The sequence below is a fragment of the Methanomassiliicoccus luminyensis B10 genome (assembly GCF_000308215.1).
Lineage (GTDB): Archaea > Thermoplasmatota > Thermoplasmata > Methanomassiliicoccales > Methanomassiliicoccaceae > Methanomassiliicoccus > Methanomassiliicoccus luminyensis.
On sequence record NZ_CAJE01000015.1, the window covers coordinates 39,588 to 66,500 of the forward strand.

Genomic DNA, 26,913 nt, shown 5'->3' on the forward strand with positions numbered 1-26,913 from the left:
ATTGAAGAACATACCTCCGTACATCTTCGCGCAGATCGAAGAGAGGGTGGAGCGCAAGAAGGCTGAAGGCGTGGACGTCATCGACTTCGGGGTAGGGGACCCCGACCTGCCCACCCCGAAGCCCATCGTGGACGAGATCAAGAAGCAGCTGGACGATCCCGACAACCATCGGTACCCGTCCTCGACCGGGGAGAGGGACGCCCGGGTCGCAGTGGCGGAATGGTATGCCCGGCGCTTCGGCGTGGAGCTGAACCCCGACCGGGAGGTCGTCATACTCCTTGGCAGCAAGGAAGGCCTCGCCAACATCGCCCGCGCGTTCATCAACCCCGGCGACAAGGTGCTGTGCCCCGACCCCGCCTATCCGGTGTACGCGCAAGGCGCTACGATGCTGTGCGACGCCCAGCCGGCGAAGTTCCCCCTGTACGCCGGGGACGATTTCCTGCCGGACATCGACTCGCTCCCCCAGGACGCCAAGATGCTGTACCTGAACTATCCCAACAACCCCACCGGGGCGGTCGCGACCCCGGGGTTCCTGAAGAAGGCCATGAAGTGGTGCGCCGACACGAAGACCATCATGTGCTACGACGCGCCGTACTCCGAGATGACCTTCGACGACTACGTCGCCCCGTCCATCCTGGAGTTCGGCCGCCAGGCCGTCGAGTTCGGCTCTCTGTCCAAGACGTTCAACATGACCGGCTACCGCATCGGCTACGCCGTGGGCGACGCCAACCTCATCACCGGGCTGAAGAAGATCAAGACCCAGATTGACTCCGGCGCGCCCAAGTTCATCCAGAAGGCCATGCCCGTGGCCCTCGGGGAGTACAAGGGGCGGAAGAGGCCCCAGATGGTGCAGGACTGCGTGGACGTATACGAGGCGCGCCGGAACGTCATGGTCAAGGGCCTCCGGAAGCTGGGCTTTGATGTCAAGATGCCCAAGGGCACCTTCTACCTGTTCTTCGACGTGGGCGGAAGCGAGGCGGAGTTCTCCAACAAGATGCTCGACGCCGGCGTAGTGGTCACGCCCGGAGGCGGCTACGGGAAGAACGGGGAAGGCTTCGTCAGGATGGCCCTGACCCAGCCGAAGGAAAGGATCGAAGAGGCGCTGGAACGGATGAGGAAGGTCCTGGTTTAGGCCTTCTTCCCGTTCTTCAGCGCTTCCAGCGCCGGCAGCGGCTTGCCCAGGATAAAGGTCTCCAGGGCGCCGCCTGCCGTGCTCACATAAGAGAACTTCTCTGTAAGTCCGAACCTCTCGGCCGCTCCCACGGTGTGACCTCCGCCGATCAACGTGAAGGCCTTGGAGTGCACCATGGCGTTCATCAGCTCCCTGGTCCCCAGGGCGAACTGCTCCTTCTCAATGAGGCCGGCAGGGCCGGACATGAACGCCGTCTTGGCGGGGCCGAGCACCTTGGCGAACTTGGATATGGAGGATTTGCCGATGTCGTAGATGGGCACATTGGCCGGGAGATCGCCGACCATCATGTCCTGCCTCTGCCCGTCGACCTCCACCGCCACGTCGAACGGCAACAGGATGCGGTCGCCGTGCTCCTTGAACAGCTGCTTGGCGGCCTCCAGGGTCTCGGGGGTCAGCTCGCTCGCCAGGATCTTGGTGGACGGTTCGCCCAGCTTCACTCCCCGGGCGGTCAGGAAGGCGTTGGCGCTCAGCCCCACCAATATTACCCAGTCGGCGGTGCCGCTCTTCAGCAGCCTCTCGATGACCTTGATGGAATCGCCGAACTTCGCTCCCCCCAGGATGAACACGGAGGGGTGCCCGGGATCGTCGAACACCGACTGCAGGGCAGTGAGCTCCTTCTCCATGAGACGCCCCACCGCGGACGGGAGCACCACCGGAAATCCGACCAGCGAGCATTGGGAGCGGTGGGCGGCGGCGAATGCATCGTTGACATAGTAATCAGCTAGGGGGGCAAGCACGGTCACCAGCTCGCAGAGGGCGTGCTGGTCCATGCTCTTCTTCTCCTGCTCGTACGGCAGCTCCCGCACGTTCTTGAGCATGATGACGCTGCCGCGGGGCATGGCCTTGATCTCCGCGGCAGCGGTCTCGCCCACGATGTCGTCGACGTACTTGACCTCCAGGCCGAGGTACTTGGAAAGGTGGCGGGCATGCTGAGTCAGGTCAGTGAAGTCCCAGTCCCCCGGGCGGCCCTGGTGGGCCAGGACGACCACCTTGGCCCCCTTGTCCACCATCTCCCTGACAGTGGGGACTATCTGCCGGATGCGGTTGTCGTCAGTGATCTCCAGAGTCTCCTTGGACATGGGGCAGTTTATATCCACCCTCAGCAGGACGGTCTTGTTCTCGAACTGAAAATCATCCAACGTGTTGTACTGCTTCATCTATCTCCCCGTTCCACAGCTCTCCCAAGCTTTGCGGTACCGCCATATTGGAAGTGAAAGTTAAATCTTTGCGGCGGCTGGGGCCGCGCCAGGGAAAGCGGGGTTCAGCGATGGTGCGCCCTGTTGGGGGCCGGGGAGAGCGACATCACGACCTTCCTCAGCGATTCCAGGAAGCCCGCTCCCATGTCGTTCTTGTAGACCATCGGCACTCCCTCTTTGAGAACGAAGCGCCGCACTCGGTCCGTGGGCGGGTACAACGCCACCAGGACGAAAGGGATATCGGAATCGAGGTTCCTGACGGCCGCATATAGGTCAATGCCGCTGCCCGGGCGCAGATCGTTGTCGACGATCAGCACGTCCACTTCCTTGGAGGCTACCAGGCGCAGGACCTCCAGCTCATCCCTGGTGGTATGAAGATCTATGCAAAGTTCATTTTGAAAATACGACCTGACCAGTTCTAATACTTCGAACGAATCGTCAACGAAAAGGGGTTTCATGGGTTTCGCCTGCTGTTTTCCGGGCAAAATGGTATCCATATATAAAAGTTGTTGAATCTGTGACAGCGTGGTCAACGGCCCGGGGGAGGACGGCGCGAGGCGGACAAAATTAAGCCACGGCATGCCCTTGCCCGGGCGGATGAGGATGCGCCCCTGCCGCCACAGGCTGGTCCCGGAGCGGGAGAGCTACTGCTGGCTGGGCACGAACCGCCTGGTGGGGGAAGGGGAGGCGGCCCTGGTCTTTCACGGCAGCTCGGAGACCCGGCCGATCATGTGCGATGCCGAGCTGGCCGACGCCTGCCCATGGAGGGAATGGGACGGGGATGCGGTGAGGCTCCCGACGGTGCCGTGTCCCTGCTGCGGACGAAGGCACCGGGCGGGATCGAACTCCCAGCGCCTGTGCGAGGAGTGGCATAGCGCGAAGGAGGTTCTGAAGCGGATGCGCCAGGAGCTCCCCGAGGGCTCCAGGTACTACCCGGAAGGAACGACCCAGCTCCCCTATTCCGACGATACTCCCGACCTGATCAGGCGGCTCATCTGGACCAAGCTCAAGACCGCCGTGCTGCGCCGGGACCGCTACCGCTGCCAGGACTGCGGGGAGGACTTCAAGGCCAGGCGCAGGAAGGTGTACGACGCCTCGCTGCGCCGGGGCAGAGGCGGCTACCGCTGGGAGTCGCTGGAGGTCCATCACATCATCGCCCGGTCGAGCGGCGGGTCCGATCACCCCGGCAACCTCAAGACGCTGTGCCCGCGGTGCCATCGGGAGTACACCGCCGAGCAGGCCGTCAAGCGCACCGCCGAGGGCAGGATCAGGAGGGAGGAACTTTGCCGTCTGGCGGAGGCAGGGTACTCCGACGATGCCGTGGACGACCCCCGGGACTGAGCTGGGCGCGAGATCTTTCGCCGCTCTCTAGCAATAACCTATATATTCAGAAGATTTAGGGGCCCAAAGTACTAAATGGGTGATGGAGGCTGAACGGCCTCGAACCCAGGGACGGTGCACAATGGCCGACGTGAGCGCTACCGCGTGGATCATTTTCCTTGTGAGCATCTTCGTACTTCTGGCCATGGACCTGGGAGTCTTCAACCGCAAGGCTCACGTGATCAAGCCCAAGGAAGCCTTGATGCAGGTGGCATTCTTCATCTCCGCCGCGGTGGTGTTCAACCTCGGCATATACTGGTTCATGGGCCCCCAGACCGGCCTGGAGTTCACCACCGGCTATATCATGGAGCTCATGCTGAGCGTCGATAACCTGTTCGTGTTCGTCCTGGTGTTCGCATCGTTCTGCGTACCGGAGAAGGACCAGCACAAGGTGCTGTTCTTCGGAGTGCTGGGAGCGCTGGTGTTCCGGTTCGCGTTCATCCTCGCCGGCGTCACCCTGGTGGAAGCGTTCGACTGGGTGCTGTACATCTTCGGGGCCTTCCTGATCTTCACCGGCATAAGGATGGTGGTCAAGAAGGAGGAGAAGGTTTCCCATCCCGACCAGAACGTGATGGTCCGGCTCTTCCGGAAGTTCATGAACATCACCAGCGGCTACGAGGGCGACAAGTTCTTCGTCCGAAAGCCGAACTCCGCGGGGAAGATGGTGCTGTGGGGCACGCCGATGTTCATAGCCCTGATCGTGGTGGAGACCACCGACATCGTGTTCGCGGTGGACTCGATACCGGCCATTCTGGGCATCACCACCAATGCGTTCATCGTGTTCAGCTCCAATGCGTTCGCCATCCTCGGCCTGAGGTCGATGTACTTCGCTCTCGCGCACATCATGAACCTGTTCTGCTATCTCAAGTACGGCCTCGCGGGGATCCTTTCCTTCGTGGGCATAAAGATGCTTATCGCCGACATCTACCACGTTCCGGTGGAGATCTCGCTGCTCATCATCGTCCTGATACTAGGCGTGGCGATCATCGCGTCCTGGCTGAAGACCAGGAAGACCGGCACCTGCCCGGTGGTGGAAGACGCGGCGGCCGGCGGCTCCTGCCCCGCCCTGCGCGAGCTGGAGGGCGATGAGGAGAAGGAGGGCGAAACCTGCCCGGCGCTCCAGGAGCTTGAGGAAACGGAGAAGAAATAAGCGAGGACGTTCCCGGCCCTTTTTACGGGCCGGGCACGGCGCCTGCGCCGCTGTGATGAGAGAAGAGCGAAGAAGTTTATTTGCCGATGCCCATGGTCTTGTCCGTGGTGCGAATGGACGTCATGGCGTCCGGTTCGAGCTTCATCATGGACCGGATGCAGTCGATGCTCTCCGGCACCACGTCGCTCTCCTGGTGCACCGCCTGGTAGTAGAACAGGGTGTTGCCCTTGACCTTCACGCCGTCCTGCCATACCACGATTTCGTTGAAGTCGCCGCGGGAGCGGCCCAGGTCCTTGGCGAACTCCATGACCTGGGCGGTGCTCTTGATGCCATGCTTGCCGCTGACGAACTTGACGCGGGGGACGTTGTCCCACACCGCCAGGATATCCTGGTCCTTGGCCGGCTTCTTGAGGTCGGCGACGATGCAATGCAAGTGCATCAAGGTGGTAGGTGCCTTCACGGCCATGGTGGTGATGTTGAGCCACGGCATGATGGTCTGAACATCGGGACCGTGGTGGGTGGGGAGCTTCAGCGCGGGTTCCAGAGCGTTAAGCGCGGAGCCCTTGTTGTCCGAGGGATCGGCGCCCCTCCTCACGATGGTGGCGGCGACCTTCTCCAGGCCGAAGGCCTTGTCCAGAGGGAATAAGGTCCGCACGAGTCCGGTGGTGTTGCAGGAGACGACGCGGACGAACTGCGCGCCCCAAGCCTCGCTGTAGTTGGCGTAAGCGTTAAACGATATGCCCGCCAGTCCGTGGTCCTCTCCACCCTGGAAGACGGCCTTGACCCCGGCCTTCTCGTACTTGGCCTTGTAGTCCCCTCCCACCCCGCCGGGGGTGGCGTCCACGATAATGTCCACCTTGCCCAGCAGGTCCTCGATGGTCCCTTCCACCTTGATGCCTTCCTTCTCGAAGGCGGCGGTCTGCTCCGCGCTCGCGGTGTAGAGAGGGAAGCCTTCCGCGCCTGCCAAGCGGGCCTCGTAAGACGGCCTCGTCTTGGTGACCCCAATGATCTCCATATCATCCTGCGCCTTCACCGCGCACGCGACCCTTTTGCCGATGGTCCCATAACCGTTGACGCCGACTCTGACTTTCATTCTGAACTCTCCTCCGTTCTGTCAAATATAACTGGAATATTTTAATATGTATCCCCGAAAACCCACCTTTGACCAAAGGTGGGATTGCATGTAGCCAGAAATACCAATTGTATCGTCGCTGATCTCTCACCAGATGTTCCTCACAATCTCGATACGCTTGTAGCGCACTCAACCAGGCGTGCCGGCGTATCTTGGATCGAGGTCAGGAGAACAGGGACCATGCTAAGTATATGGACGCCGACTTGAACGCCTCAAGGAACATCGCCGCCTTCTCTACGCGGGAAGGCGGCAGGCTCCGCGTCAGCGAGCCGAACGCAGCGAATGATGAGGCCGAAGGTCATTGGACAATCGAGGCTGATCTCAGCTGCATGCTCACGAGTTTAATAGTGGGCGGCTGACGACCCTTGTGGTATGCTACCCGCAGGGTCACGAGAGCAGATGGCCCAGGGATTAGTCGTTGTCGGAAGAGGCCGATAGGCGTGCTTTTTTCAAGCCAGTACACGAATTTTCGACACTGCCAGCCCATAGCATGAGTATTTATACCATTGCCTTTATTTGGGTTAGCGATATCGATGACCACCACTAACCGCGCCACCGTTTCTTTGCTTCTGGGCGTAGTGGTAGTCTTGATTAGGTAGAGGCATCCAGCAGATTTGGGTGTCCTCGCTCATTGATAAAAAGGTGATTTGTTGAGAGGTTCAAAGGCCGTTCTCACACTGTTAGAGCAAGAAGGGGTCGAGGTCATGTTCGGGTACCCCGGGGGCTCCACCCTCCCGCTGTATGACGATATGCTCTCGTCCAACATACGCCATGTGCTGGTCCGCCATGAGCAGTGCGCCGCCCACATGGCCGACGGGTACGCAAGAGCGAGCGGAAAGATCGGGGTGTGCGACTCCACCTCCGGTCCCGGCTCCACCAATCTGGTGACCGGCGTCGCCACCGCTTATGTCGACTCGTCCCCCATGCTCGTTCTGACCGGCCAGGTCACCACCTCCGCCCTGGGCAACCAGGCGTTCCAGGAGGCCGACTCATTCTCCCTGATGATGCCCATCACCAAGCACAACTTCCGCGTCCTCAGCCCCCGGGACATCCCCGAGGCGGTCAAGAGAGGAGTGGCCATCGCCACCAGCGGAAGGATGGGGCCAGTGCACATCGACCTGCCGTCGGACGTGCAGAAGGCGGAGGTACCAGAGGACGCCTACAAGGCCGACTTCTCCGCCCCGCCCGCCCTGGAGGACTTCTCGGCCCTCTCTGACGCCATCAAGATACTCAAGAGCGCGGAGCGGCCGATGCTGCTGGTCGGCGGCGGGGCCATATGGTCCAACGCCGGGCCGGAAGTGATGAAGCTCGCCGAGATGCTGATGGCGCCGGTCGCCACCACCATCATGGCCAAGGGGATCATCCCCGAGGACCATCCGCTGTGCCTCGGCATCATCGGGATGCATGGCAGGGAATCAGCGCGCAAGGCGTTCCTGGAGGCCGACACCATTCTGGCGGTCGGGACCAGGTTCTCCGACCGCAGCGCCGGGAACCAATCGGAGCTGCCGCTATCCACCAAGATCATCCATATCGACATAGACCCCGGCGAGGCCGGCAAGTCCGCCCGCACCCAGGTGCGCCTGGTGGGGGACGCCAAGAGGGCCCTCGCCGCCATCATAGACAGCCTAGCCGCCCAGAGGGGCGAGAGCGCCTGGACCGAGAGGGTGGCCGAGATGGTGGCCAACTGCTCCTGCGAGATCGACCTCACCTCGTCGCCGGTCCTGCCGCAGAGCGCCATCTGCGAGATCAATCGCACCCTGCCGCACGACGCCATCGTGCTCACTGAGGTCGGTCAGAATCAGATGTGGGCGGCGCACTTCTTCAAGGCCAAGTATCCGAGGCAGTTCATCACCTCGGGCGGCTTCGGCACCATGGGCTTCGGGTTCCCCGCGTCCCTGGGCGCCAAGTGCGCGTTCCCCGAGAAGACCGTCGTTGATATCGCCGGCGACGGCAGCATCCAGATGGTCGCCCATGAGTTCGCCACTGCGGTGTCGGAGAACCTCCCGGTGGTGGTCTGCGTGTTCAACAACGGCTGGCTGGGCATGGTCAAACAGTGGCAGAAGCTGTTCAACAATGCCCGCTACAGCGGGACGCAGCTCAACAACAACCCCGACTTTGTCAAGCTAGCGCAGGCGTACGGCGCGGACGGGGTCCACGTCGAGCGCTCGTCCGAGCTGAAAGAGGCGCTGACCAATGCGTACAAAGCAGGAGTCCCGTACCTGGTCGACATTCATCTTGAAGCGGAGGAGGACGCCCTCCCCATGATCCCCGCGGGCGGGGGCGCCCACGATGTCATAAGAGGTAGGTGCACATGGAAGTGATAAAGATCGTCGGCAACGACTCCCAAGGGCTCATCCAAAGGGTCCTCGTGGAGCTGGGAAGGAGAAAGATCAGGGTCGAGAAGACCTTCATGGCAAGGACCAAGGGCACCATCACCATCATCATCGAGGCGGACACCGGCTCCATGAACGGACGGCTGCTCCACGCCATGATGGCGCTGCAGGACGTGAACACCGCGGAGTACATCGAGGACGATTACTTCTGCTTCTGGGAGTCGTCACCCACCAAGGGCTCCGACTTCATCATCGCGTGCGGCGGGGACAAGAGCGCTGGCGAGATGCAGAAGGCGGCCGAACATTGTTTATACAAAAGTCCTGATAAGGACGGCAAGAACTGAGAGCCGGTGTTTAGCATGGCTACCAAGATCTATCATGATTCCGACGCTGACCTGAACATATTGAAGGGAAAGAAGATCGCAGTCATCGGCTACGGCAACCAGGGACGCGCGCAGGCGCTGTGCCTGCATGATTCCGGGCTTGATGTCGTTGTCGGCGCCCGCAGGAACGGAGAGTCCTGGGGGCAGGCCTCCAGCGACGGTCTCAAGGTCGCCGAGATCCCCGCTGCCGTGAAGGGCGCGGACGTCGTAATGGTCCTTTTGCCCGACGAAGTGCAGCCGGGCGTATACAAGCAGCAGATCGCTCCCAACCTCAAGGAGGGCGCGGCCCTGGAGTTCGCCCACGGCTTCGCCATCACCTTCAAGTGCATTGCCCCGCCGGCCAAGAACGACGTCATCATGGTCGCTCCGAAGTCGCCGGGACGCATGGTCCGCCAGACCTATCTGGAAGGGTTCGGTGTTCCTTCGCTCATTGCAGTGCAGCAGGACGCTACAGGAAAGGCGAAGCAAGTAGCCCTGGCCCTGGCGAAGGGGCTTGGCTCCACCAAGGCCGGCGTTCTGGAGACCGACTTCCGCGAGGAGGCCACCTCTGACCTGTTCGGCGAGCAGGCCGTCCTGTGCGGCGGTGTGACCGCTCTGATCGAGGCGGGGTTCGAGACCCTTGTCAAGGCCGGTTACAAGCCGGAGATCGCGTACTTCGAGGTCCTTCACGAGCTGAAGCTTATCGTCGACCTTATCCAGGCCGGCGGAATGATGCATATGTGGGACTCCGTTTCCAACACCGCCGAGTTCGGCGGACTGACCAGGAGGGACGCGGTCATCAACGACGAGTCCAAGAAGGCCATGAAGAAGATCCTCGAGGACATCAACTCCGGGAAGTTCGCCAAGGAGTGGTCTGAGGAGTGGAAGGTCGACCTGAAGAACATGAAGCGGCTCGAGAAAGAGGAGTCGGAGAAGCAGGTCGAGGCGGTCGGCAAGGATATCCGCGCGCTCTTCGAGAGGAAGTAAAACCCTTCATTCCGTTCTTTTCCATTTCCCGGGGCAGGACCTCTTGCGGTACGACCCCGGGGGAACCACTATCTCGAAGCGGGCCCCTGTTCCTTCCTGGCCCGTTTCCCTTATTGACATCCCGGTGATGTTCAGCACCTCGCGGATGAAATGCAGGCCGTGCCCCGAGCGCCCCTGGTAGTTCCATTCGAACACCTTCTCCTTGTCATGAGCGGGGATGCCTTTCCCGTCGTCCTGCACCGATATTACCAGCCCGTTATCGCCCTCCCGCCCCTGCACCGTGATCTCGCGCACGGTTCCCCCGTGCTTGATGGAGTTCTCCACCATGTTCCTGACACAGCTGATGAACAGAGGGTCGGCCAGTATCTCGTCATCAGGAAGGTCCAGCGACAGCGCGGCCCCTCCCAGCTCCATGCCCTCCAGCTCATTGCGGATGGCCCGGACCTCGATCCACTCCGGCTCCACGGTCCCGAGGCGCTGGTACTCGCGGGTGAGATCCATCTGCCGATTTATCCCCTCCAGGGCCTGCTCCGCCCTCTCTAAGTACCTCTTGGTCGCGTCATCCGAACTGTGGGCCTGGGCCAGCTGGAGGTTGCCCGAAAGCACCGTGACGAGGTTCAGGACGTCGTGCCGGGTGAGGCTGCCGAACAGCACCAGCTTGTGGGATGCCAGGGCCAACTGCTCCTCTACCTTCTTCCTCTCGGTGATATCGGAGCAGGAGACCAGCAGCGCTTTGGAGCCGTCGTACTCGAACTCCCTCAACGAAAGATAGCCCCAGACCCGGCGGCCGGCGGCGTCCCGGAGCAGGACCTCGCTCACCTCCATATCTTTCCCGGGGTCCAGAGCGGTCTTGGTGAGCGCGGGGAAGAAGGATTCGTCCATATAATCGATGAACTTGCCCGGTTCCTCCCCCTCCCTCAGCGAAAGGAACCGCCGGGCCATCTCGTTCATGTACAGCACCTGGGTGTCGGGCGCCAGGATGAAGATGGGAGTGGTGACCGCTTCCACCAAGGTCCGGTACCTCTCCTCGCTCCGCCTGAGCTCCTCCTCCAGCTCCTTCTTCCAGGTGACGTCCCTGACTATCAGGAATATCTTCTCCGGGTCGCCGGACCGGTCCCGCACCAGGCCCGCGGCGACCTCCACCCTCATCCTATGGCCGAGACCGTCGATCGCCTGAAGCTCATGCTCCCCCAGCTCTTCCCCGCTGATCACCCGGGCGATCAGCGCCCGGGCATGGTCGCGCTGCTCGGGGACCACGAAGCGCAGGATGTCCTGCCCCAGAAGGGCGTTCTCGGGCCAGCCGATGAACCTCACCCCCGCGTCGGAGATGAACTCGATCCTTCCCTCGAGGTCCGTTATGGCCATTAGGTTCGGCGATACGGTCACGGTGGTCCGGAACAGCCTCTCGGACTCCCCCAGCCTGGCCTCTAGCTCCTGCTTCTGGCGCAGGGAGGCGGTGAGGCCGGCGTAGGCGTCGGTGAAATCGCCCAGGTACGCGACCTCCTGGGAGTAATCTCCCGCGGCGATGCGGTCCAGGTTCCACAACAGGTGGCGCAGGTTCGCGTGGAGCTGCTTGCACGGCCCCATCATCGGGACGTTCCTGGGAGGGTCCTGGTCCAATCTTCCCTCGGACAGAGCGTTCAGGAAATCGAACGTCAGGACCATCTGTTCGGCCAGGGCGACCGCCGACCCGGCCAGCTCCCTGGAGCCCCCGTCATCGGGCGCCCAGCCCTTTAGCCGGTCCAGGAGGGCTTTGCTATCGTCAAGGCGGCCTGAGCTGAGGGCCCGCAAGAGGGCGGTGACGTCATCTAGGCTTGCCTTGTCATCTCTCAGAGGCCCGGCCTCCCTCACTGCCCGACTGCCTTGACCTCGAAGCGGCAGGTCTTGGCCCCGGTGGCCCAGCAGTCCACCTCTCTGACCGATAACTTCCTGCCCAGGTAGTGCTCCGCTATCGCCGCGATGAAGCCCTCGTCGAAGGTGCACACCGGTTTTCCGGTGATGGGCAGGCCCGAGCAGTCCAGGTCCTCCGAGACGGTCAGAACGAACTCGAGCTTCTCCAGGTCCGCTTTCTCTATCCGGAGTATCCCCACCTTCAGATCTGCCAGCTTCCTCTGCAGGTCGGCAACGTACTCGAAGAACGGCTTGTCCTTGTCCAGCTGGCTGGCGGCGAAGGCCCTCCCGGCGACCTCCCCGGCCTCCCTCATCAGCTCCTCGGTGCGCTCGATGCCCAAACGGTCCTCCAGGACGTGGCGGACCGAGAATTGGAACAGGCGGTACACCATCACATCGGTCCCGGTGCCCATATTGGGACGCCCGACCCCCAGGTCTCCCAGGTTCACCCAGGTGATTCCCTTGGAACTCTCGGACATGGATAAGGGATTATTACCCTGTTAATTTAGGTTATCGATACCAAGTAGTTCAGGCGATTCTGATCGAGCCTTACGGTCCGCAAGGCGCCGCGGGCCCGCGGCGACGAAAAGGACTATTAACACTCCGCCGATACTCCCACAGGCATTGTTTCGCCGTTGCCAGCCTGCCAATCCAGGAAACGGTCACCGGGAGGATCGAGGATTGGCAGCACGCGTCAGGGCCGACAAGGACAGGGCGATGGGGTTCCGCTGGCAGCACTACCACACCGTATGGCTGTGGCTGTTCCTGGCCTGGATGTTCTGCTACATCGACCGCAGCCTCACCGGGCCGGTGGTCTCCTGGATGATCGGGCACAACGTCGCCTTCCTTTCCGACGCCCCCATGCCCCACGCGCTGGGCGGCCTCATCGACGGCATGTTCTTCGCCGGGTACATGCTCACCCAGTTCCCCGCGGGGTACCTGGGCGACAAATATGGCCGCAAGGTCATGATCGTCCTGAGCACGGCGCTGGCCTCGATCACCACGCTCATCACTGGACTCGCCCGCTCGCTGGTCGCCTTCGTAGCCGCCAGGGTGCTCACCGGCCTGGTGGAAGGCGCCTACTATTCCAACGACCGCGCCCTCCTCACTTCGGTGACCCCGGAGCGGGTCCGGGGGCTGGCCCAGGGAGTGATCTTTGCCGGGCTGGCCGTCGGCCTGACCGTCGCTACGGTAGCCACGCCGGTCATGCTGGACGCCTTCGCATCATGGTGGGGCGCGGAGAGTTCGTGGTTCCTGCCGTTCATCATATTCGCCGTTCCGACCGCCCTGGTCGCCCTGGGGGTGTGGAAATTCGTCAGGGACCCCCACGGAGGCTCCGGGTACCTAAGACCGCTCTCTCGCCTCCTGGCCATCTGCGCGGTGTTCCTGGCCGCCATCATGGCCGCGTTCTATCTGACCCTCGACCTCCGGCTCGGCGATGTTGCCCAGGCAGCCGTCGTCCTCGCCGTGGCCGGCGTGCTCATCGCTGTCATCTACGTTTTCCTGGGCGCGAAGAGCTCGGCGGTGCTGAAGGACCGCAACCTGGTGCTGATGTACGTATCGGCAATCCCGATCCTGTACACGCTGTGGTTCTTCGGGTTCTGGGCCCTGCTCCTGGTGTCCGAGTCCGCGAGCTTGGGCATCTCCGGAGCGGCCCTGTACGCCGGCTTCTTCGGCGTCGCCAACGTGGCTGGCTATCCCCTGGGCGGGAGGATCTACGATCGCGCCAGGGCGCGAGGGGGCGCCAGGACACGGCCGTACGTGCTCCTGTGCTCGGCGGTCGCCGCGCTGGTCCTCCTGCTGGGCGCGTACCTGCACCTGGGAGGCGCCGACCGCCTCGTCCTCGGGGTGCTGATATTTGCCATCGGGGTGCCGTTCGCAGCCATGCAGACGGTGCACATGACCCTCACCGCGGACCTGGCCCCCCTCGGCTCAATGGGACAGGCGTTCGGCATGTGGAACCTGGTGGCGGAGATCGGCGCGCTCCTCTCGCCGGTGGTGTCGGGAGCGCTGCGCGACCTCACCGGGGGATGGGCCGCCCCCGCCGTGCTCAACGGGGCCCTGCTGCTGATCAGCGCGGCGCTGGTGCGGTCGGTCCGGAGGAAAAATAATTAACGGCGATGTCCCGTTCCTGACGACGATACCATGTCCCGCAGCATCCTTCTCCTCATCGGCGACCTCGACTTCGAGGTGGAGCTGAACGATACCGACACCGCGAACGCCATCTGGCTGGCGGCGCCGTTCGATGCCCGCACCAACGCCTGGGGCGAGGAGATCTACTTCGAGATACCGGTGGACGTCACCAGGCTGGAGAACGGCAGGAAGGTCCTGGAGCCGGGAGAGGTGGCGTACTGGCCCACCGGCCGGGCCCTGTGCGTTTTCTACGGCCCCACCCCGGCGAGCAAGGACGGCGCCCCCGAGGCCATATCGGACGTGACACCGGTGGGCAGGCTGCTCGGCGACCCCCGCCGCTTCGAGGCGGTAGGGGACCGCATGAAGGTGATGGTCAGGAGGCCGTGAGGACATGCGGCCCGCGATCGCGACCGCCTTCCTCATCTCCGCCCCTTCGAGAAGGAAGGACGACATCATCAACAAGGGCGACCACATCATTTACTCCGTCACCGGGACCGTCGGCGACAAGGAGGTCAAGGGCGCGATAGGGGTCAAGGTCATCTCCAAGAAGGACCACGAGTACGAGATCGAGGTCACTCCCAAGGGCGTGCCGTTCATGAAGAAGGCCCGCCTGAAGTTCCCCTGGAACGGGAGCAGCCTCGCCGACCTGGGCGGCATCGTGGCCGGCTGGTCGGTGCTCCATGACGGCGAGAGGATCGGGAAGGAAAAGGTGCCCACGCCGTTCGGGGAGCGGGAGGTGGAGAGGTACATGCGCATCGAGCAGCGGCCCGAGGGCACGCTGAAGACCGAGCAGTTCGTGGACCTCGAGCATCATTTTCCGTTCGGCGCGCGCATGTCCGGCATGAGCGGCGATGTCCTGTTCGGCATCATGGAGACGAACATCAAGTGGATCAAGGGAGCTTAAAGAGGAAAGGCTGAGGTCGGCGTAAGGGCATAAGCCGCTGGACCTCTTGGAGAAATGGTCGGTCGGCATCGCTGATCATGGTGAGCTGCCATATCTGAAAGGATGTGGACTGATCGAAGGAGCCCCCACCAGCTCCAGGCCGTCGAACACCATCGAGGGCACGATGACCGACCCGACCGCTTCGGGGTCGTTCCCTATCTCCAGCACATTCCTCAGCGCCTCGTACATGTTGCCCACCAGCAGGGCGTGCTTGAAGTGCGAGACGACGGAGCCGTTCTTGACCAGGTGCCCCAGCCTCACCTCCAGCGCGAACGCGCCGGAGATGCCGTTGACGTCGGGATGGGCGAACTTCTCCACCACCGCCCCCTCGTCGAGCGAAGCGATCATCTCGTCCCGGGACCTCGCGCCGGGCTCCACCACCAGGTTTAAGTGCCCCGCGGTCAGCGGGAACTGGAACTGGTACTGCGAGTTCACCGCGCTCCGCCTCACCCCGTTGCCGGACGGCCTCTTCCCGGCCACCGCGGCGTTGTAGCTGTCGTACAGGAAGGTCCTCAGGACCCCGTCCTCGATGATCTTCTTCGGCGAGGCGGGCACCCCCTCGTCGTCGTACGGCGCGGAGAGCACTGCCCTCGGGTCAGTGGGGTCATCGAGCACGGTGACGCTCCTCGACGACACCTCCTTTCCCTCCATCCCGGTCCACGGAGAGCGCTTCTTGTTCACGCTCTCGCCGCTGGCGGCCGTGCCCACGGAGAGGTCGAACATCTCTCCCAGCTCGCCGGGGCATATCAGCACCGGCAGCCTCGATGAACCTTTCAGGGCCTTGGCGTCCCTTGCCGCCTTGGCCTGCTCCGCCAGCTCGGCGCCGAGCTTCGTAGGGTCGAGGTCGGACAGGCGGGGCGAGGTGAAGTTCTTGACCCCCTCGCCCGGGGACGGGCCGTCGGCCATGGAGCCGAACTCCGAGTACACCAGGGTGTTGTCGTGGGCGATGTCCACCCCGTTGGAGTTGAGGACCAAGGTGGTCACGCTTCCCGCGCGGACCATGCCTTTGGGCACCTTGACCCCGCGGTCCGACGCCGCGGCGGCCACTTCCATGGCGATCTCGTTCAGCTCCCCGGCCTGGAGGTCCACTACCCTGGGGTCGAGATTGTTCACGCCCGCTGCTGACGATAAGGGGTGCGGCAGCGAATCATAGGCGCGCGAGGCGGGGGTGAGGTCGGCGAGGCGGGATGCCGCTCGGGCGCACCGCTCCGCTTCCTCCGCCGATATGCAGGTCGAGGAGGCCTGCGCGATCTTCCGTCCCTTCAGCGCCCTCACCGCGATCCCCTGGTCGCTCTTTTCCTCGGCGTTCTTGATGCGGCCGTCGTCGACGTACACGCTCACGGTCCGCGCCACGGAGGCGAAGACCTCGGCCTGCGACGCCCCGCTCCTCCCGGCCTCCTTCAAGGCTGCCTCCGCCAGCTCCCGGAGGTCCATTCAATCGCCCCCTACTGTGATGCGGGAGCGGCAGTACGGTCCTCCTGACGAGACCGGCACGAAATCCTCGTTGCCCTTGCCGCAGGTGCCGGCGTCGAGCTGGGTCCTGTCCCCCACTGCATCGGTGGTCCTCAGTATGTCCAGCGCCTTTCCCGTCAGCGTCATGGAGCGCACCGGCCTGGTCACCTCGCCGTTCTCGATAAGGAAACCGCGCAGCGACTTCGCTTCGAAGCCCCCGCCCACGGGGTCCTCCATGCCGTTGACCATCTTGTCGGTGACGACGCCGAACTTCACATCCTCGATCATCTCCTCCAGCGTCCATTCCCCGGCCTCGAAGAAGGTGTTGGTCATGCGCACCCACATCCTCCGTCCGAAATCCTGGGCGCGGCCGTTCCCGGTGGGAGGGACCCCCATCTCGGCGGCGGTCTCCAGAGAATGCATGTAGCCGTGGTAGACCCCGTCCTCGATGATGAGCGTACGCGATGACGGGGTGCCCTCGTCATCGAACCGCAGGGTGCCGTAGGCGCCCTCCACGGTCCCGTCGTCGACCATGGTGATCTGCTCGTTCGCCACTTCATTTCCCACCATGTCGGTGAGGAACGAGCGGCGTTTCACGATCTCGTCCCCTTCCGAGGCATGGCCCATGACCTCATGGGCGAGAAGCCCTGACACCACGGGGTCGGTGATGCAGGTGACCTCTCCCGACGGAGGCTTGACGGCCCCGAGCTGCACGATGGCCTCCTTGGCCGCGGAGGAGCCCATCTCATTGACGTCGCACTGCCGGAGCAGCTCCATTCCCCCAGTACCGTCGGTGAAGTTCCAGTACATCTCCTTGCGCCCGCCGTCGGAGGCGATGCTCATCGCCATCAGGCGGATGCGGGAGTCCTCCCATCTCAGCCGGGAGCCGAAGGAGTTGACCAGCACGGTGGTCCTGGCCCCCTCGAGATAGGTGGAGTTGGTGTTGATGATCTTAGGCGAGGTCCTCTGCGCCTTGTCCAGGTCCCTGACGAGAGCGAGCTTCTCTTCCACCGGCACCGAGGACGGGGGGATGCGCGCCTTGGCCTGGTACGTCCCGGTCCTGGCCAGCTGCTCCGGTATCCCCTTTCCCGGGCTGGTGCCGGAGCGGGCCGATGCGACGGCTTCTTCCGCCAATTGAAGGAGCGTCCTCCGGTCCGTCCTCACCGCGGAGGCGTAGCCCCAGGAACCGCCCACGCGGGCCCGGAGGCATACGCCGGCCAGCCGGCTGTCCGCCAGGGTGCGGACCTCCCGATCTGACATCCTTATCGACAGGCCGGAACTGTCCTGGAACCGGGCATCGCAGAACCCCGCCCCCAGGTCGCGCATCCTCTCCACCGCCTTCTCCAGCACGTCCTCCATCAGATCACCCGCAGCTCCCTCTTCGCCGAGGTCAGCACCTCGCATCCGTCCTTTGTCACCCTGACATCATCCTCGATCCTGACGCCTCCCACACCCGGCAAGTACACTCCCGGCTCCACCGTCATGATCATGTTCTCCTCCAGCACCAGGTCGATGTTGGGCGCCAGCCTCCCGCCGTCGTGGACGTTGAGGCCAAGGCCGTGGCCGGTGGAGTGGATGAGCCTCCCCTTGAACTCGGTGGAATCTATGTACGACCGCGCGGCGGCGTCGACATCAGAGCCGGCCACGCCGGCGCGCACCGCTCCGATCGCTCTCCTCTGCGCTTCCAGCACCACCTCGTACATGCGCCTGGCCTGCTTCTCCTGGTAAGCGGCGAGGAAGGTCCGGGTGATGTCCGAGCAGTACCGGCGGTACTTGCACCCGAAGTCGAACAGCGCCGGGTCCCCGGCCTCCAGCCTGCGGTCCCCGGGCACATAGTGCGGCTCCGCGGACCCGGGACCGAACGCGGCGATGGTATCGAAGGAGACGGACGACGCCCCCATCTTCTGCATGCGGTACCCGATCTCGGCGGCGGCCTCGTACTCGGGCATGCCGAGCCGGAGGAAGTCGGGGATCTGGTCCGCCACCCTCGACGCGATGCGGCAGGCCTCCCGGATGTTCTCCACCTCCTTGCGGTCCTTGATCATCCGGGCCCTGCCGATGGCCTGCTCGACATCCACGAACCTCGCCTCGGGGACGGCCTTCTCCACCGCCCTCATCCCGCGGCAGGTGATCCCCGGCCCGTTGATGCCAAGTCTCTTGACACCCTTCAGCGCCTCCTGGAGAAGCGCCTCCCGTTCGGCCGAGGAGAAGAACACCTGGATGTCCGCCGACGAGGCCCTCGCCGAGGTCTCTTCCAACCGGGAGGTGAGGAGCTGAACCCTGCCGTCCGGCCACAGGATGGCCGGACACTCTTCGAACAATCCTGACTCGACACCGGCGGCGTAGAAGAACCCCGCGTCGGCCATAGGCTCCTGGTCGTTCATCAGCAGAATAGCGTCCACCGGCTCGGCGAGGTTCGAGAAGATGCGCAAGACCCTTTCTTTCATGGGTTCACTCGCTTCATGATTGACCCTTGCTCGGAAATACTTAATCACGAACGTGTGGCATCGCCGGAACGGTCCGAATTCTAAGCATTTATATACAAAGCCGGAATGTTATATCAATTGCAATAAAAGGTGAATCACATGGTCACACTTGGAACCGCATTCGAGGACCTGGACAATGAGATGGAGAGCATGCTTGACATGGTGTCGGAAGCCCTTGACCTGCTGGACAAGGGGAAGAAGGACGAGGCCGTGACCATCCTTACCGACCTGGAGGATGCCATGCTGGACTTCCTCGACTACGAGGAGGTCGATGAGGAGGAAGAGGTCGAGGTCGTGGAGGTCGAGGCGCCCAAGAAGGCTACCAAGGCTGCCAAGCCGGCCGCGAAGCCCGCTGCCAAGAAGGCGGCCGCCGCGCCCAAGAAGGCGGAGGCGAAACCCAAGGCCGCTCCGAAGGCCCCTAAGGCTCCGAAGAAGCCAGCCGCGAAGAAGAAAAAGTAAGCCCTTCTCCGCTGAAATCCCCGCAAACCTCTTCCTGTTCTTTACCGTCCGCTCAGACGCCGATCCACACGTTGCCTAGGATGCGCTTTATCGCCGCCACCGCCGACAGCGCGGCCAGGTAGCTGGTGGCGGGGTTCTTCGGCGACGGCAGGTTCTGCGTCTCGCACCGGAGCTCACCGAAGTCGCCCTTCACTATCAGGGTGTGGGAGTTCTTCTCCGCGGTGGGATCGCAGATGATGGTGACCTTGGTCTCATCGAAGCCGACCCCGAGGAGCGAGATGGTCGCCGCCACGTTGAGGTTCTTGGGGAACTGGGACGAGGCGTCGCGGGCGTTGCCCTCGAACACCACTGCCGGTTCGGTCAGCGAGTCGACGTCGATGCCCCGCATCGCGAGGCCGGGAGCGCCGCGAAGGCCTTTGGGCCCCTTGCGGGTGATCAGGCGCACCTCGCTGATGCCCGCCGCCGCAGCGGAGTGCAGGCCGTCGGTGCCGCAGATGGCGCCGGAGGGGACGTAGATCCTGGAGCGGTGCTTCTTGGCCAGGGTGAAACATTTCTCCCTGAAGGCGTCGTCCGAGAACGCCCCCACGCTCATGACCATGATGTCCGCGCCGTTCTCCAGTACGAACGGCACGTACTTCTTGGCCGCCTCTTGGGTGGCGGCCTCTACCGCCAGGTCCACCTCTCCCAGGACCTTCGCGAGCTGCCCGTTGGTGTGGTCCACGTACTGCGCCTTCTCCAGCGACTCGATCAGGTGGACCGCGTAGTCCCTGCTCTGGTCGGTGACGTAGACCCTGTCGACCTCTGGCATATCATGCACAGCCTTGGCCAGCACCGAGCCGATGGACCCGGTGCCGATGATCAATATGCGCATTAGGTGGCCTCATCGCTAGAGATGTATATACCTCTGTCCCCGGCGGCAAATAATTTATCATCCCAGGCTACGATTGGGACGCATGAGGTACGAGAGGCTCGAGCACACCGCCGACGTCATGGTGAAGGCCCACGGCTCCACCCTGAAGGAGTGCTTCGAGAACGCCGCGTACGCGATGACGGATACCATGCTGGACGCTTCCAGGGTCGAGGCGAGGGATAGTACGATCATCGAGGCCGAGGGCGACACCATGGAGGACCTCCTGTACAGCTTCTTGTCCGAGGAACTGTTCATCTTCGACGCCAGGCGCCTCGCGCTGGTGGAGTTCGAGGTCGAGCTCGGCGACAAAAAGCTCCGGTGCCGGGCGAGGGGGGAGCCCTTCGACCCTGCCAAGCACGAGCCGAAAACAGAGATAAAGGCGGTGACCTATCATATGTTGGAGGTCGACGTGACCGAGCCGTCGGTCACCGTCCTATTTGATGTATGAAAGCTTCCGCCGCCGCCCACCCCATCCAGGGATTGATCAAGTACCACGGCCTCAGGGACGAGGGGCTCAGGCTCCCGTTCCACGATTCCATTTCTGTCTGTACCGCCCCCATGCACACCCATACCACCGTGGAGTTCGGTCATGAGCACGACCACGCCACCATCGACCGGGTACAGGCCTCGGAGCGGGACATGGAGCGCATCCGGGACGTCATCGACCCTCTGCGCGAGGAGGCCGGCGAGCGCTCCGGGATGAGGATGGTGTCGCTGAACGATTTTCCGTCCAACATCGGGCTGGGGGCATCGGCCTCGGGCTTCGCCGCGCTGACCGTCGCTGCCGCTGCCGCGCTTGGTCTTGAGCTATCGCTCGAGGAGCTATCCCGCTATGCCCGCCGGGGAGCGGGCTCGGCGTCCCGCGCCGTGACCGGAGGGTTCTCCCGGTGGTACGCGGGGACGGGGGACCGGGACTCCATATCCAAGGAGGTCCCCCATCCCGGGGACATGGACCTCGCCATGCTGGTGGCGCTGGTCCCGGCGCACAAGTTCACCGAGCTGGCGCACAAGGACGTCCTCAGCTCCCCGTTCTTCAAGGCCCGGCTGGAGTACGTGCCGACGGTCCTGGACAGGATGGAGGATGCCGTCCGCAGGGGGGACGTGGACGAGATGGGCAGGCTGGCCGAAACGGACACCTTGCTCCTGCACGGCATCACCATGACCGGGGCGGACGAGATGGTGCTGTGGCGCCCGGAGACGGTGAAGGTGATCCTCGAGGTCAAGGCGATGCGGCAGGAAGGGGTGAGGTGCTACTTCTCCATCGATACCGGGGCGACGGTCTACATCAACGCCCACGCCGCCGACGTGGACCTGATCCGGGGGAGGATCGAAGGCTTGGGCATCAGGACCATGACCTGCTCGGTGGGCGGCCCCGCCAGGGTTGAGGCGCAGCACCTGTTCTGAGATCGCCTGCATCTCTGCGGACCCCCGGCGGGGACCGTCATCACCCAACGTATTTTAAACAGCATTTGATTAGGTCCATTTCATGGACGTCATCGGAGTTGGAGCCCTGAACGTGGACCTGTTCTACGAGGTTCCCGACCTGAGCATCGCGGGCCGCAGGTTCGAGCCGGGCGGCCAGGCGTTCCTGGATGAAGCTTCCTTCACCGAGGTTTCCGACGACCTGGGCAGGCGCGGCAAGCTGGTCGGCCGCAGCGGGGGCGGATCCGCCGCGAACACCGTCGCCGCGCTGTCCCGCATGGGCTACGATACCGGGTTCCTCGGCGTGGTGGGCAAGGACGACCATGGGAAGTTCCTCCTCAGGTCCATGGAGGGAGCGGACACCTCCCGGGTCAAGAAATTCCAAAAATCCGGCATGTGCGTTTCCATGCTGCACGGCGGGGACCGCTCATTATTGGTCCTGCCGAACGCCAATGAGTATTTCTCCTTCACCGAGGACGATGTCGGGTTCCTCAACTCCTCCAAGTTCGTGCACCTCAGCTCGTTCGCCGGGGACAATCCCCTCAACGCGCAGAAGCGCCTGGTGGAGCAGCTGGACGACCAGGTGTACGTGTCATTTGCTCCGGGGGAGAGGTACGCCAGGAGGGGCCTGAAGCAGATGCGCGATCTCGTCGCCAGGTCGCGCATCCTGTTCGTCAACGACCGGGAGGTCGAGCTGCTGACCGGCCTGGGGCCCAAGGAAGGGAGCAGGGCGCTGCTGGACGTGGGACCGAACGTGGTCGCCTGCACTCGGGGGGAGAGGGGCTCATGGATCATCACCAAGAACTCCGAGATCGAGGTGCCGGCGAAGAGGACCGTGGTGGTGGATAAGACCGGAGCGGGGGACGTGTACGCGGCGGGGTTCCTGGCCGGATACCTCGACGGCGCCACCCTAGAGGTGTGCGGGGAAATCGCCTCGGCCGCCGCCGCGCTGAGCATAGCGTCATATGGCCGCAGCGGATACCCTGATGAAAGGTTCCTCAGGAGATATGCCTCGGAGCTGGCGTAGATGCGGCGGCCCGGACGAGAGGATGTTACCAGCATGTCGCTCCCCCATAGAAAAATTCAATTAACGGATGCGTGTCTGTACGGTGGAGGGAAGGACCAGATGAACCTGAGGCCCGTCCCGGAAAGGACGCGGAGCGGAAGGACCAAGGAGGCTCACAATGGACTTTGACGGGCTCGAGGACACCCTGGCGGGCGGATGGAGACAGTTCATCAGCAACGGCGAGGGACCCATCACCAAGAATGACAATGCCTTCGAGCTGTGCAGCGAGTTCATCGAGAACGGGGACGAGTTCTTCAAGATCGTCAGCAAGTACGACGACATCCTCTCCGACGTGTTCCAGCGGCCCAACTACAAGGCGGGCGATACCCTGAAGCTGGTGCTGCCGTTCCTCCGGGCTTGCGGGGTCACCGACTCCAACATGCTGGAGTTTTCCCGCAAGAACATCCTCACCGTGCCGGGGGCCAAGAAGACCATGCGCTTCGTGCAGGAGTTCATGACCCCTTTCATAGTCGCCACCTCCTACGAGCATTATATCACCGCGGTATGCGACGCCATCGGATTTCCGCTGGAGAACACCTACTGCACCGCCCTGGACATGGACTCGGTGAAGATGGATCCGTCGGAGGGCGACATCCTCAAGAAGTACGCCCACGAGATCTCGCGGATGAGCTTGATGCACATTCCCGAGGGAGCGAAGACCATCGAGGACTTCAGCCGCCAGGACCAGGAGACCATCCGCCGGCTGGACGCCATCTTCTGGGAGGAGCTCACCGATATGTCCACCTACCAGTTCGTGCTGGAGGTGAACCCCGTGGGAGGGGAGGAGAAGGCCTCGGCGGTCCTGGACATAAGGAGGCGCACGGGCATCGGCCTCGAGGACACCATGTACGTCGGGGATTCGATCACCGACGTACAGGCGTTCCAGCTGGTGCGCGAGGGCGGCGGGCTGTCGGTGTCGTTCAACGGCAACGAGTACGCACTGAGGGAGGCGGAGGTCGCGGTCATATCCGACAACACCGTGGTCACCTCGGTGCTGGCCGAGACGTTCCACAAGGCCGGCATGGAGGGGATCAACAACCTCGTGGACGACTGGAGCATGAGCAGCCTCAAGCGCGCCGGCGTGGCCAACGAGTACCTTTTGAAGGAGTTCGAGAAGGTGTTCCCGCACAACCTGCCCACGGTGGCGCGGGTCACCCCGAAGAACATGAAAAGTTTGGTCCGCCAGAGCATGGCGCTCCGGCGCTCGGTGAGGGGCGAGGTCGTGGGCACCCTGGGCTGATCAGGACGCATCCTCCACGGCCTTCCCCATCACCTCGGCCAGCTTGTTCCATTCGTCTTCCCTGACCTCCGGGAACACGAAGCTGGCGCAGCTCCCGCACTTGCCAAGCTCGCGGCCCACCACGTCGTCGAGGACCACGGACACTCTTGGCCCCATCCCGGCCCGTTTCATCAGGATCTCGGAGCACTTGTTTCGGCAGCCGTTCACCGCCACGGTGTGCGCGGCCTCCACTCCGCTCATCTCCAGGATGATCGGCGACGCCGCCACCGTGCACGCCGAGAACTGCAGGGTGCGGTCGAAGTACTTCTTGGAGTACTTCTCCACCGCCTTCTCGATTATCGCGGCCCTCTCCCCGTTGGCGCCGCATACGACGACCGCGACCCTCACGGCCCCACCTCCTTCAGGGCGGCCAGGATGCGCTCCTCCGCATCGGCCACGGCCTTGTCGTCCACCGCCGCAATCTTCTCCATGACCACCAGCTGGGACGGCGAGACGCCGGCCTGCAGCAGCGTCTGCATGCCGCAGCAGGCCTCGCAGCCCTCCACCGCGATGGTCCTGGCGGGGTCAAGGTCCTTCAGCTCCTCGATGTACTTGGAAAGGCCGGCCCCCGCCGGGCAGGGGGTGATGACCAGAATGTCGGCCCTCTCGGAGACTTTGCGCAGGGCCTTTCGCACCATCCGGGCGGACGGGGAGAAGCCGGCGCACATGACCACGTTCACCCCGGTCATGAGCTGGCCTCGAAGAACAGGCGGGGCTTGCCCACCGCTGTGACGGTCAGATTGATCTCGATCAGTACGTTGCCGCCCCAGCCCTTGTCCAGCTTCGCTTCCTTCCGGTGGTTGTCCACCAGGATCTCCACGGTATCGGCGCCGGCGGCGATGGCCTTCTCGCGCACTAGGCGGGCGCCTTCGGTGCGGGCGTAGGAAAGTGCTTCCTCCAGGGTCTCGAACTCCTTCTTCTCCTGCATCCAGTACAGGATGCAGGGCGGGTTGTCCATGGTGCCCAGGCCCCGGTTGGGCTTGATGAGCATCTCCAGGGACTCCATGACGTTGCCGGACACGGCCCCCGCGGCGTTCCCTATCTCGGAGTGCTCCGGCAGCACCAGTTCGGTGTGGAACTTTTCCGCCACCCCCGGGAGGTACGCGCCGACCGGCGCGCCGATGCCGATGATGGGCTTGTTCAGCTCGAGCTTGCAGGCGAAGTCCTTGCGGCCGGTCCCCCGGACCATGTTGTCGACCAGCGAGGTGGCGACGTCGCACATCTTGGCCTCCCCCACCTCCTCATGGATGAGCTTCTTGAGGACCTCCATGGTGATCTTCTCGATGACCGCGGTCTTGGCGACCTGGATGAACTCAGGGACCTCCATCTCCGCGTTGGCCGCCAGGAACTCCACCCCGATCTTGGACGCCTCCGCATCGTACTCGACGTAGGAGCCCTCGGCGTGCAGGATGTCGGTGGGGGTGAGCCCGATACGCAGCACCGATCCCATGGCCTCCAGCTTGCGCAGGTTGAGCGAGAGGGGGTGGACCCTCATGATCTCGGCGATCTCGTACAGGGAGCGCGGCTCGGCCTTGACGATGTCAAGTATCCGCTCCGTTTCCGGCCCGACATCGGTCCCGGACACGTTCTTGCAGAAGACGAAGAACTCGGTGGGCTGGGGAACGGAATCGGGGTCCATGTACGCGGGGACCCACCGGGCCCGGGAACCCTTCAGCGACTGCAGCTTGGACAGCAGGCCGGGATAGGAGGAAGAGGCTATGCACAGCGGTATCACCCTCAGCGCGCTGAGGTGGACCTTGCCCCCGAGGATCACGATGCGGGAGTCGCCCCCGATGCCGGAGGTGAACACGTCCACCGCCTTCACCCTGGTGCGCCAGCCGCCCAGTACCGCTCCCTCGGGGTCCAGGCGGGGCCGGCCCCCTCTGAGTATGCCGATGTCGGTGGTAGTGCCCCCCACGTCCACGATGATGGCGTCGTCCAGCTTGGTCAGCGCCTTCGCTCCTATGATGGAGGCGGCGGGGCCGGATATGATGGTCTCCACCGGCCGCTCCTTCGCCACCGACTCGTCCATGAGGGAGCCGTCGCCCTTGACGATCATGAGAGGGGCGTTGATGCCCAGCCGCTCCTGGACCCTCTTGATGGAAGCGATGAGGTCGGCGATGACCGGTATCAGCCGGGCGTTGAGCACCGCGGTGATGGTGCGCTCGTTGAACCCGAGCGCGGACGACAGCTCATGCCCGCAGACCACCGGGCAAGAGGTCAGGGACTGTATCAGCTGCTTCAAGGCCACCTCATGCTCGGGGTTGCGGACGCTCAGGTAGCTGGACACCGCGAAGGCGTCCACCTTTCCGGACACCTTGAGAATGAACTCCCTGGCGGCGTTGAGGTCCAGCGCCTCCACCATGTTCCCCTGCAGGTTGTGCCCGCCCCTGATCCGCACGCTCTCGTCCACCGGGATGCGGGACTCCACATCATGGCCGGCCACTATGAGGCCGACCCGGCACCCCTTGCCCTCCACCACCGAGTTGGTGGCCAGGGTGGAGGACACCGCCAGCAGGCGGATGTTGGGGAACAGCGAGTGGTCCAGCCGCTCAATGGCGTTCCCGATCCCCTCGGCCAGGTCGCCCCGGGTGGTCAGTGCCTTGGCCTTGCTGAGGACCCTGCCGCCGTTGTCGATGGTAAGGATCGCGGCGTCGGTGTACGTGCCGCCGGTGTCTATCCCCAGTCCCAGGTTCATTGCTCCGTCGATGTCCGCATTCATCAATGCACTCTCCGTTGCTTGCTGCTTGTTGGCTAGTTCAAAAGAATCAGGGTTTCAGCGATGCCTCTTCCTTCCGAGCTGTTCGTTGTACTGGCTCTCGATATTGGACTGGTGCACCGCCACCGACCGCGCCGTGTACTTGTTGTTGCCCACGTGAGGCATCTCGTTGAGGTAGAACTCGTGGTCGCACTTGGCGCACCGGGCCTTAGGACAGTTCTGGGTGGCCATGGGGCACCCCTTGCAGGCCACCGTCCTCGAGTAGGTCAGGGAGAACATGAAGCCGCACTGGGGGCAGCTCACCTTGCGGATGGATGCGAGGGTGTTCCAGCTGAACCCTTTTTCTCGCATCGCCATCGCGTAGGCCGGGTCGATGTGAACGCTCCTGACGCTCCTCCCTTCCTCCTCGTTGCCGCTCATGT

General features: G+C 63.4%; 28 protein-coding genes. 15 read left to right on the forward strand and 13 right to left on the reverse strand.

Features of this window, described 5'->3' with window-relative positions:
* The first annotated feature begins 1 nt into the window (after nucleotide 1).
* Entirely contained in the window at nucleotides 2-1,132 is a 1,131-nt protein-coding gene (locus WYS_RS09205; protein ID WP_019177876.1) for an aminotransferase class I/II-fold pyridoxal phosphate-dependent enzyme, read from the forward strand.
* Here WYS_RS09205 and WYS_RS09210 read toward each other — a convergent pair.
* Nucleotides 1,129-2,349 carry a phosphoglycerate kinase gene (locus tag WYS_RS09210; protein WP_019177877.1) on the reverse strand — a complete coding sequence of 407 codons (1,221 nt, stop codon included), beginning with the start codon at nucleotides 2,347-2,349 and terminating at the stop codon, nucleotides 1,129-1,131. The genes WYS_RS09205 and WYS_RS09210 overlap by 4 nt on opposite strands.
* Nucleotides 2,350-2,453: 104 nt before the next feature.
* A complete protein-coding gene (locus WYS_RS09215) occupies nucleotides 2,454-2,846 on the reverse strand; it encodes a response regulator (protein WP_019177878.1) in 393 nt (130 codons plus the stop codon).
* Between the two features lie 67 nt (nucleotides 2,847-2,913).
* Between WYS_RS09215 and WYS_RS14910 the strand changes: the two genes are divergently transcribed.
* Both WYS_RS14910 and WYS_RS14915 read left to right on the forward strand, forming a co-directional pair.
* Complete coding sequence (locus WYS_RS14910) at nucleotides 2,914-3,729, forward strand: HNH endonuclease (RefSeq protein ID WP_187120181.1); 816 nt, start codon at nucleotides 2,914-2,916, stop codon at nucleotides 3,727-3,729.
* Between the two features lie 121 nt (nucleotides 3,730-3,850).
* Entirely contained in the window at nucleotides 3,851-4,918 is a 1,068-nt protein-coding gene (locus WYS_RS14915; protein ID WP_049796317.1) for a TerC family protein, read from the forward strand.
* A 76-nt stretch (nucleotides 4,919-4,994) separates the two neighbouring features.
* Here WYS_RS14915 and WYS_RS09230 read toward each other — a convergent pair whose 3' ends face one another.
* Nucleotides 4,995-6,011: a type II glyceraldehyde-3-phosphate dehydrogenase gene (locus tag WYS_RS09230; RefSeq protein WP_019177881.1), complete on the reverse strand. Its 1,017-nt coding sequence runs from the start codon at nucleotides 6,009-6,011 to the stop codon at nucleotides 4,995-4,997.
* Nucleotides 6,012-6,241: 230 nt separating this feature from the next.
* Here WYS_RS09230 and WYS_RS09235 point away from each other — a divergent pair, with 230 nt between their 5' ends.
* The 4 genes from WYS_RS09235 to ilvC all read left to right on the forward strand — a co-directional run bounded on the left by WYS_RS09235 (nucleotide 6,242) and on the right by ilvC (nucleotide 9,732).
* Nucleotides 6,242-6,409 (forward strand): hypothetical protein, encoded by a 168-nt coding sequence (locus WYS_RS09235; RefSeq protein WP_236993854.1) that lies wholly within the window; start codon nucleotides 6,242-6,244, stop codon nucleotides 6,407-6,409.
* A 291-nt stretch (nucleotides 6,410-6,700) separates the two neighbouring features.
* Nucleotides 6,701-8,371, forward strand: coding sequence for a biosynthetic-type acetolactate synthase large subunit (ilvB, locus tag WYS_RS09240; RefSeq protein WP_026068987.1), 1,671 nt, complete (start codon nucleotides 6,701-6,703; stop codon nucleotides 8,369-8,371).
* The gene (locus tag WYS_RS09245; RefSeq protein WP_019177884.1) at nucleotides 8,362-8,727 is read left to right on the forward strand and encodes a hypothetical protein; all 366 of its coding nucleotides are present in this window, start codon (nucleotides 8,362-8,364) and stop codon (nucleotides 8,725-8,727) included. The genes ilvB and WYS_RS09245 overlap by 10 nt, the downstream gene beginning before the upstream one ends.
* A 15-nt stretch (nucleotides 8,728-8,742) precedes the next feature.
* Nucleotides 8,743-9,732 (forward strand): ketol-acid reductoisomerase, encoded by a 990-nt coding sequence (gene ilvC, locus WYS_RS09250; RefSeq protein WP_019177885.1) that lies wholly within the window; start codon nucleotides 8,743-8,745, stop codon nucleotides 9,730-9,732.
* A gap of 6 nt (nucleotides 9,733-9,738) precedes the next feature.
* Here ilvC and WYS_RS14920 read toward each other — a convergent pair whose 3' ends face one another.
* Both WYS_RS14920 and WYS_RS09260 read right to left on the reverse strand, forming a co-directional pair.
* Nucleotides 9,739-11,583 (reverse strand): PAS domain-containing sensor histidine kinase, encoded by a 1,845-nt coding sequence (locus tag WYS_RS14920; protein ID WP_049796318.1) that lies wholly within the window; start codon nucleotides 11,581-11,583, stop codon nucleotides 9,739-9,741.
* Nucleotides 11,580-12,101, reverse strand: coding sequence for a V4R domain-containing protein (locus tag WYS_RS09260; RefSeq protein WP_019177887.1), 522 nt, complete (start codon nucleotides 12,099-12,101; stop codon nucleotides 11,580-11,582). Before WYS_RS09260 ends, WYS_RS14920 begins: the two co-directional genes overlap by 4 nt.
* 202 nt (nucleotides 12,102-12,303) lie before the next feature.
* Here WYS_RS09260 and WYS_RS09265 point away from each other — a divergent pair, with 202 nt between their 5' ends.
* From WYS_RS09265 to WYS_RS09275, 3 genes are read left to right on the forward strand one after another with little or no spacing between them, the layout of a single operon-like run.
* Nucleotides 12,304-13,737: an MFS transporter gene (locus WYS_RS09265; protein ID WP_147654312.1), complete on the forward strand. Its 1,434-nt coding sequence runs from the start codon at nucleotides 12,304-12,306 to the stop codon at nucleotides 13,735-13,737.
* A 30-nt stretch (nucleotides 13,738-13,767) separates the two neighbouring features.
* Nucleotides 13,768-14,142: a cyclophilin-like fold protein gene (locus tag WYS_RS09270; RefSeq protein WP_019177889.1), complete on the forward strand. Its 375-nt coding sequence runs from the start codon at nucleotides 13,768-13,770 to the stop codon at nucleotides 14,140-14,142.
* Between the two features lie 4 nt (nucleotides 14,143-14,146).
* Entirely contained in the window at nucleotides 14,147-14,659 is a 513-nt protein-coding gene (locus WYS_RS09275; protein WP_019177890.1) for a hypothetical protein, read from the forward strand.
* 75 nt (nucleotides 14,660-14,734) lie between these two features.
* Here WYS_RS09275 and WYS_RS09280 read toward each other — a convergent pair whose 3' ends face one another.
* Genes WYS_RS09280 through WYS_RS09290 form a run of 3 tightly spaced genes read right to left on the reverse strand, consistent with a single transcriptional unit; the run spans nucleotide 14,735 to nucleotide 18,597 of the window.
* On the reverse strand, nucleotides 14,735-16,132 hold the full coding sequence (locus WYS_RS09280) for a TldD/PmbA family protein (RefSeq protein WP_019177891.1): 1,398 nt from the start codon (nucleotides 16,130-16,132) through the stop codon (nucleotides 14,735-14,737).
* Complete coding sequence (locus WYS_RS09285; RefSeq protein WP_019177892.1) at nucleotides 16,133-17,509, reverse strand: TldD/PmbA family protein; 1,377 nt, start codon at nucleotides 17,507-17,509, stop codon at nucleotides 16,133-16,135. It abuts the gene before it with no gap.
* Nucleotides 17,509-18,597, reverse strand: coding sequence for an aminopeptidase P family protein (locus WYS_RS09290; protein WP_019177893.1), 1,089 nt, complete (start codon nucleotides 18,595-18,597; stop codon nucleotides 17,509-17,511). Before WYS_RS09290 ends, WYS_RS09285 begins: the two co-directional genes overlap by 1 nt.
* 138 nt (nucleotides 18,598-18,735) lie before the next feature.
* On the opposite strand from WYS_RS09290, the gene WYS_RS16335 reads away from it, so the two are divergent.
* A complete protein-coding gene (locus WYS_RS16335; RefSeq protein ID WP_019177894.1) occupies nucleotides 18,736-19,095 on the forward strand; it encodes a hypothetical protein in 360 nt (119 codons plus the stop codon).
* Between the two features lie 52 nt (nucleotides 19,096-19,147).
* On the opposite strand, the gene nadX is transcribed toward WYS_RS16335, so the two are convergent.
* Nucleotides 19,148-19,966, reverse strand: coding sequence for an aspartate dehydrogenase (nadX, locus tag WYS_RS09300; protein ID WP_019177895.1), 819 nt, complete (start codon nucleotides 19,964-19,966; stop codon nucleotides 19,148-19,150).
* Nucleotides 19,967-20,048: 82 nt separating this feature from the next.
* Here nadX and WYS_RS14925 point away from each other — a divergent pair, with 82 nt between their 5' ends.
* The 4 genes from WYS_RS14925 to WYS_RS09320 all read left to right on the forward strand — a co-directional run bounded on the left by WYS_RS14925 (nucleotide 20,049) and on the right by WYS_RS09320 (nucleotide 23,733).
* Nucleotides 20,049-20,453: an archease gene (locus WYS_RS14925; RefSeq protein ID WP_019177896.1), complete on the forward strand. Its 405-nt coding sequence runs from the start codon at nucleotides 20,049-20,051 to the stop codon at nucleotides 20,451-20,453.
* Nucleotides 20,450-21,409, forward strand: a complete 960-nt coding sequence (mvaD, locus tag WYS_RS09310) for a diphosphomevalonate decarboxylase (protein ID WP_019177897.1) — start codon at nucleotides 20,450-20,452, stop codon at nucleotides 21,407-21,409. The genes WYS_RS14925 and mvaD overlap by 4 nt, the downstream gene beginning before the upstream one ends.
* A gap of 82 nt (nucleotides 21,410-21,491) precedes the next feature.
* Nucleotides 21,492-22,454: a carbohydrate kinase family protein gene (locus WYS_RS14930; protein WP_019177898.1), complete on the forward strand. Its 963-nt coding sequence runs from the start codon at nucleotides 21,492-21,494 to the stop codon at nucleotides 22,452-22,454.
* Between the two features lie 157 nt (nucleotides 22,455-22,611).
* Nucleotides 22,612-23,733 carry an HAD hydrolase family protein gene (locus tag WYS_RS09320; RefSeq protein WP_019177899.1) on the forward strand — a complete coding sequence of 374 codons (1,122 nt, stop codon included), beginning with the start codon at nucleotides 22,612-22,614 and terminating at the stop codon, nucleotides 23,731-23,733.
* Here the strand turns inward: WYS_RS09320 and WYS_RS09325 are convergent, their stop codons facing one another.
* Genes WYS_RS09325 through WYS_RS09340 form a run of 4 tightly spaced genes read right to left on the reverse strand, consistent with a single transcriptional unit; the run spans nucleotide 23,734 to nucleotide 26,911 of the window.
* The gene (locus WYS_RS09325; protein ID WP_019177900.1) at nucleotides 23,734-24,120 is read right to left on the reverse strand and encodes a putative zinc-binding protein; all 387 of its coding nucleotides are present in this window, start codon (nucleotides 24,118-24,120) and stop codon (nucleotides 23,734-23,736) included.
* Complete coding sequence (locus tag WYS_RS09330; RefSeq protein WP_019177901.1) at nucleotides 24,117-24,461, reverse strand: putative zinc-binding protein; 345 nt, start codon at nucleotides 24,459-24,461, stop codon at nucleotides 24,117-24,119. Before WYS_RS09330 ends, WYS_RS09325 begins: the two co-directional genes overlap by 4 nt.
* On the reverse strand, nucleotides 24,458-26,494 hold the full coding sequence (locus tag WYS_RS09335; protein WP_147654315.1) for a hydantoinase/oxoprolinase family protein: 2,037 nt from the start codon (nucleotides 26,492-26,494) through the stop codon (nucleotides 24,458-24,460). Before WYS_RS09335 ends, WYS_RS09330 begins: the two co-directional genes overlap by 4 nt.
* A gap of 54 nt (nucleotides 26,495-26,548) precedes the next feature.
* Nucleotides 26,549-26,911: a hypothetical protein gene (locus tag WYS_RS09340; RefSeq protein ID WP_019177903.1), complete on the reverse strand. Its 363-nt coding sequence runs from the start codon at nucleotides 26,909-26,911 to the stop codon at nucleotides 26,549-26,551.
* Between the last annotated feature and the right edge of the window lie 2 nt (nucleotides 26,912-26,913).

Bases quoted from the DNA above. Each gene is read 5' to 3' on its own strand.
- WYS_RS09210 (WP_019177877.1), bottom strand. From the start codon at position 2,349: ATGAAGCAGTACAACACGTTGGATGATTTTCAGTTCGAGAACAAGACC.
- WYS_RS09290 (WP_019177893.1), bottom strand. From the start codon at position 18,597: ATGAAAGAAAGGGTCTTGCGCATCTTCTCGAACCTCGCCGAGCCGGTG.
- WYS_RS09260 (WP_019177887.1), bottom strand. From the start codon at position 12,101: ATGTCCGAGAGTTCCAAGGGAATCACCTGGGTGAACCTGGGAGACCTG.
- WYS_RS09235 (WP_236993854.1), top strand. From the start codon at position 6,242: ATGGACGCCGACTTGAACGCCTCAAGGAACATCGCCGCCTTCTCTACG.
- WYS_RS16335 (WP_019177894.1), top strand. From the start codon at position 18,736: ATGGTCACACTTGGAACCGCATTCGAGGACCTGGACAATGAGATGGAG.
- mvaD (WP_019177897.1), top strand. From the start codon at position 20,450: ATGAAAGCTTCCGCCGCCGCCCACCCCATCCAGGGATTGATCAAGTAC.
- WYS_RS14915 (WP_049796317.1), top strand. From the start codon at position 3,851: ATGGCCGACGTGAGCGCTACCGCGTGGATCATTTTCCTTGTGAGCATC.
- WYS_RS09270 (WP_019177889.1), top strand. From the start codon at position 13,768: ATGTCCCGCAGCATCCTTCTCCTCATCGGCGACCTCGACTTCGAGGTG.
- WYS_RS09280 (WP_019177891.1), bottom strand. From the start codon at position 16,132: ATGGACCTCCGGGAGCTGGCGGAGGCAGCCTTGAAGGAGGCCGGGAGG.
- WYS_RS14925 (WP_019177896.1), top strand. From the start codon at position 20,049: ATGAGGTACGAGAGGCTCGAGCACACCGCCGACGTCATGGTGAAGGCC.
- WYS_RS09275 (WP_019177890.1), top strand. From the start codon at position 14,147: ATGCGGCCCGCGATCGCGACCGCCTTCCTCATCTCCGCCCCTTCGAGA.
- WYS_RS09330 (WP_019177901.1), bottom strand. From the start codon at position 24,461: ATGACCGGGGTGAACGTGGTCATGTGCGCCGGCTTCTCCCCGTCCGCC.
- WYS_RS14930 (WP_019177898.1), top strand. From the start codon at position 21,492: ATGGACGTCATCGGAGTTGGAGCCCTGAACGTGGACCTGTTCTACGAG.
- WYS_RS09285 (WP_019177892.1), bottom strand. From the start codon at position 17,509: ATGGAGGACGTGCTGGAGAAGGCGGTGGAGAGGATGCGCGACCTGGGG.
- WYS_RS09230 (WP_019177881.1), bottom strand. From the start codon at position 6,011: ATGAAAGTCAGAGTCGGCGTCAACGGTTATGGGACCATCGGCAAAAGG.
- WYS_RS09335 (WP_147654315.1), bottom strand. From the start codon at position 26,494: ATGAATGCGGACATCGACGGAGCAATGAACCTGGGACTGGGGATAGAC.
- WYS_RS09320 (WP_019177899.1), top strand. From the start codon at position 22,612: ATGGACTTTGACGGGCTCGAGGACACCCTGGCGGGCGGATGGAGACAG.
- nadX (WP_019177895.1), bottom strand. From the start codon at position 19,966: ATGCGCATATTGATCATCGGCACCGGGTCCATCGGCTCGGTGCTGGCC.
- ilvC (WP_019177885.1), top strand. From the start codon at position 8,743: ATGGCTACCAAGATCTATCATGATTCCGACGCTGACCTGAACATATTG.
- WYS_RS09245 (WP_019177884.1), top strand. From the start codon at position 8,362: ATGGAAGTGATAAAGATCGTCGGCAACGACTCCCAAGGGCTCATCCAA.
- WYS_RS09340 (WP_019177903.1), bottom strand. From the start codon at position 26,911: ATGAGCGGCAACGAGGAGGAAGGGAGGAGCGTCAGGAGCGTTCACATC.
- WYS_RS09215 (WP_019177878.1), bottom strand. From the start codon at position 2,846: ATGAAACCCCTTTTCGTTGACGATTCGTTCGAAGTATTAGAACTGGTC.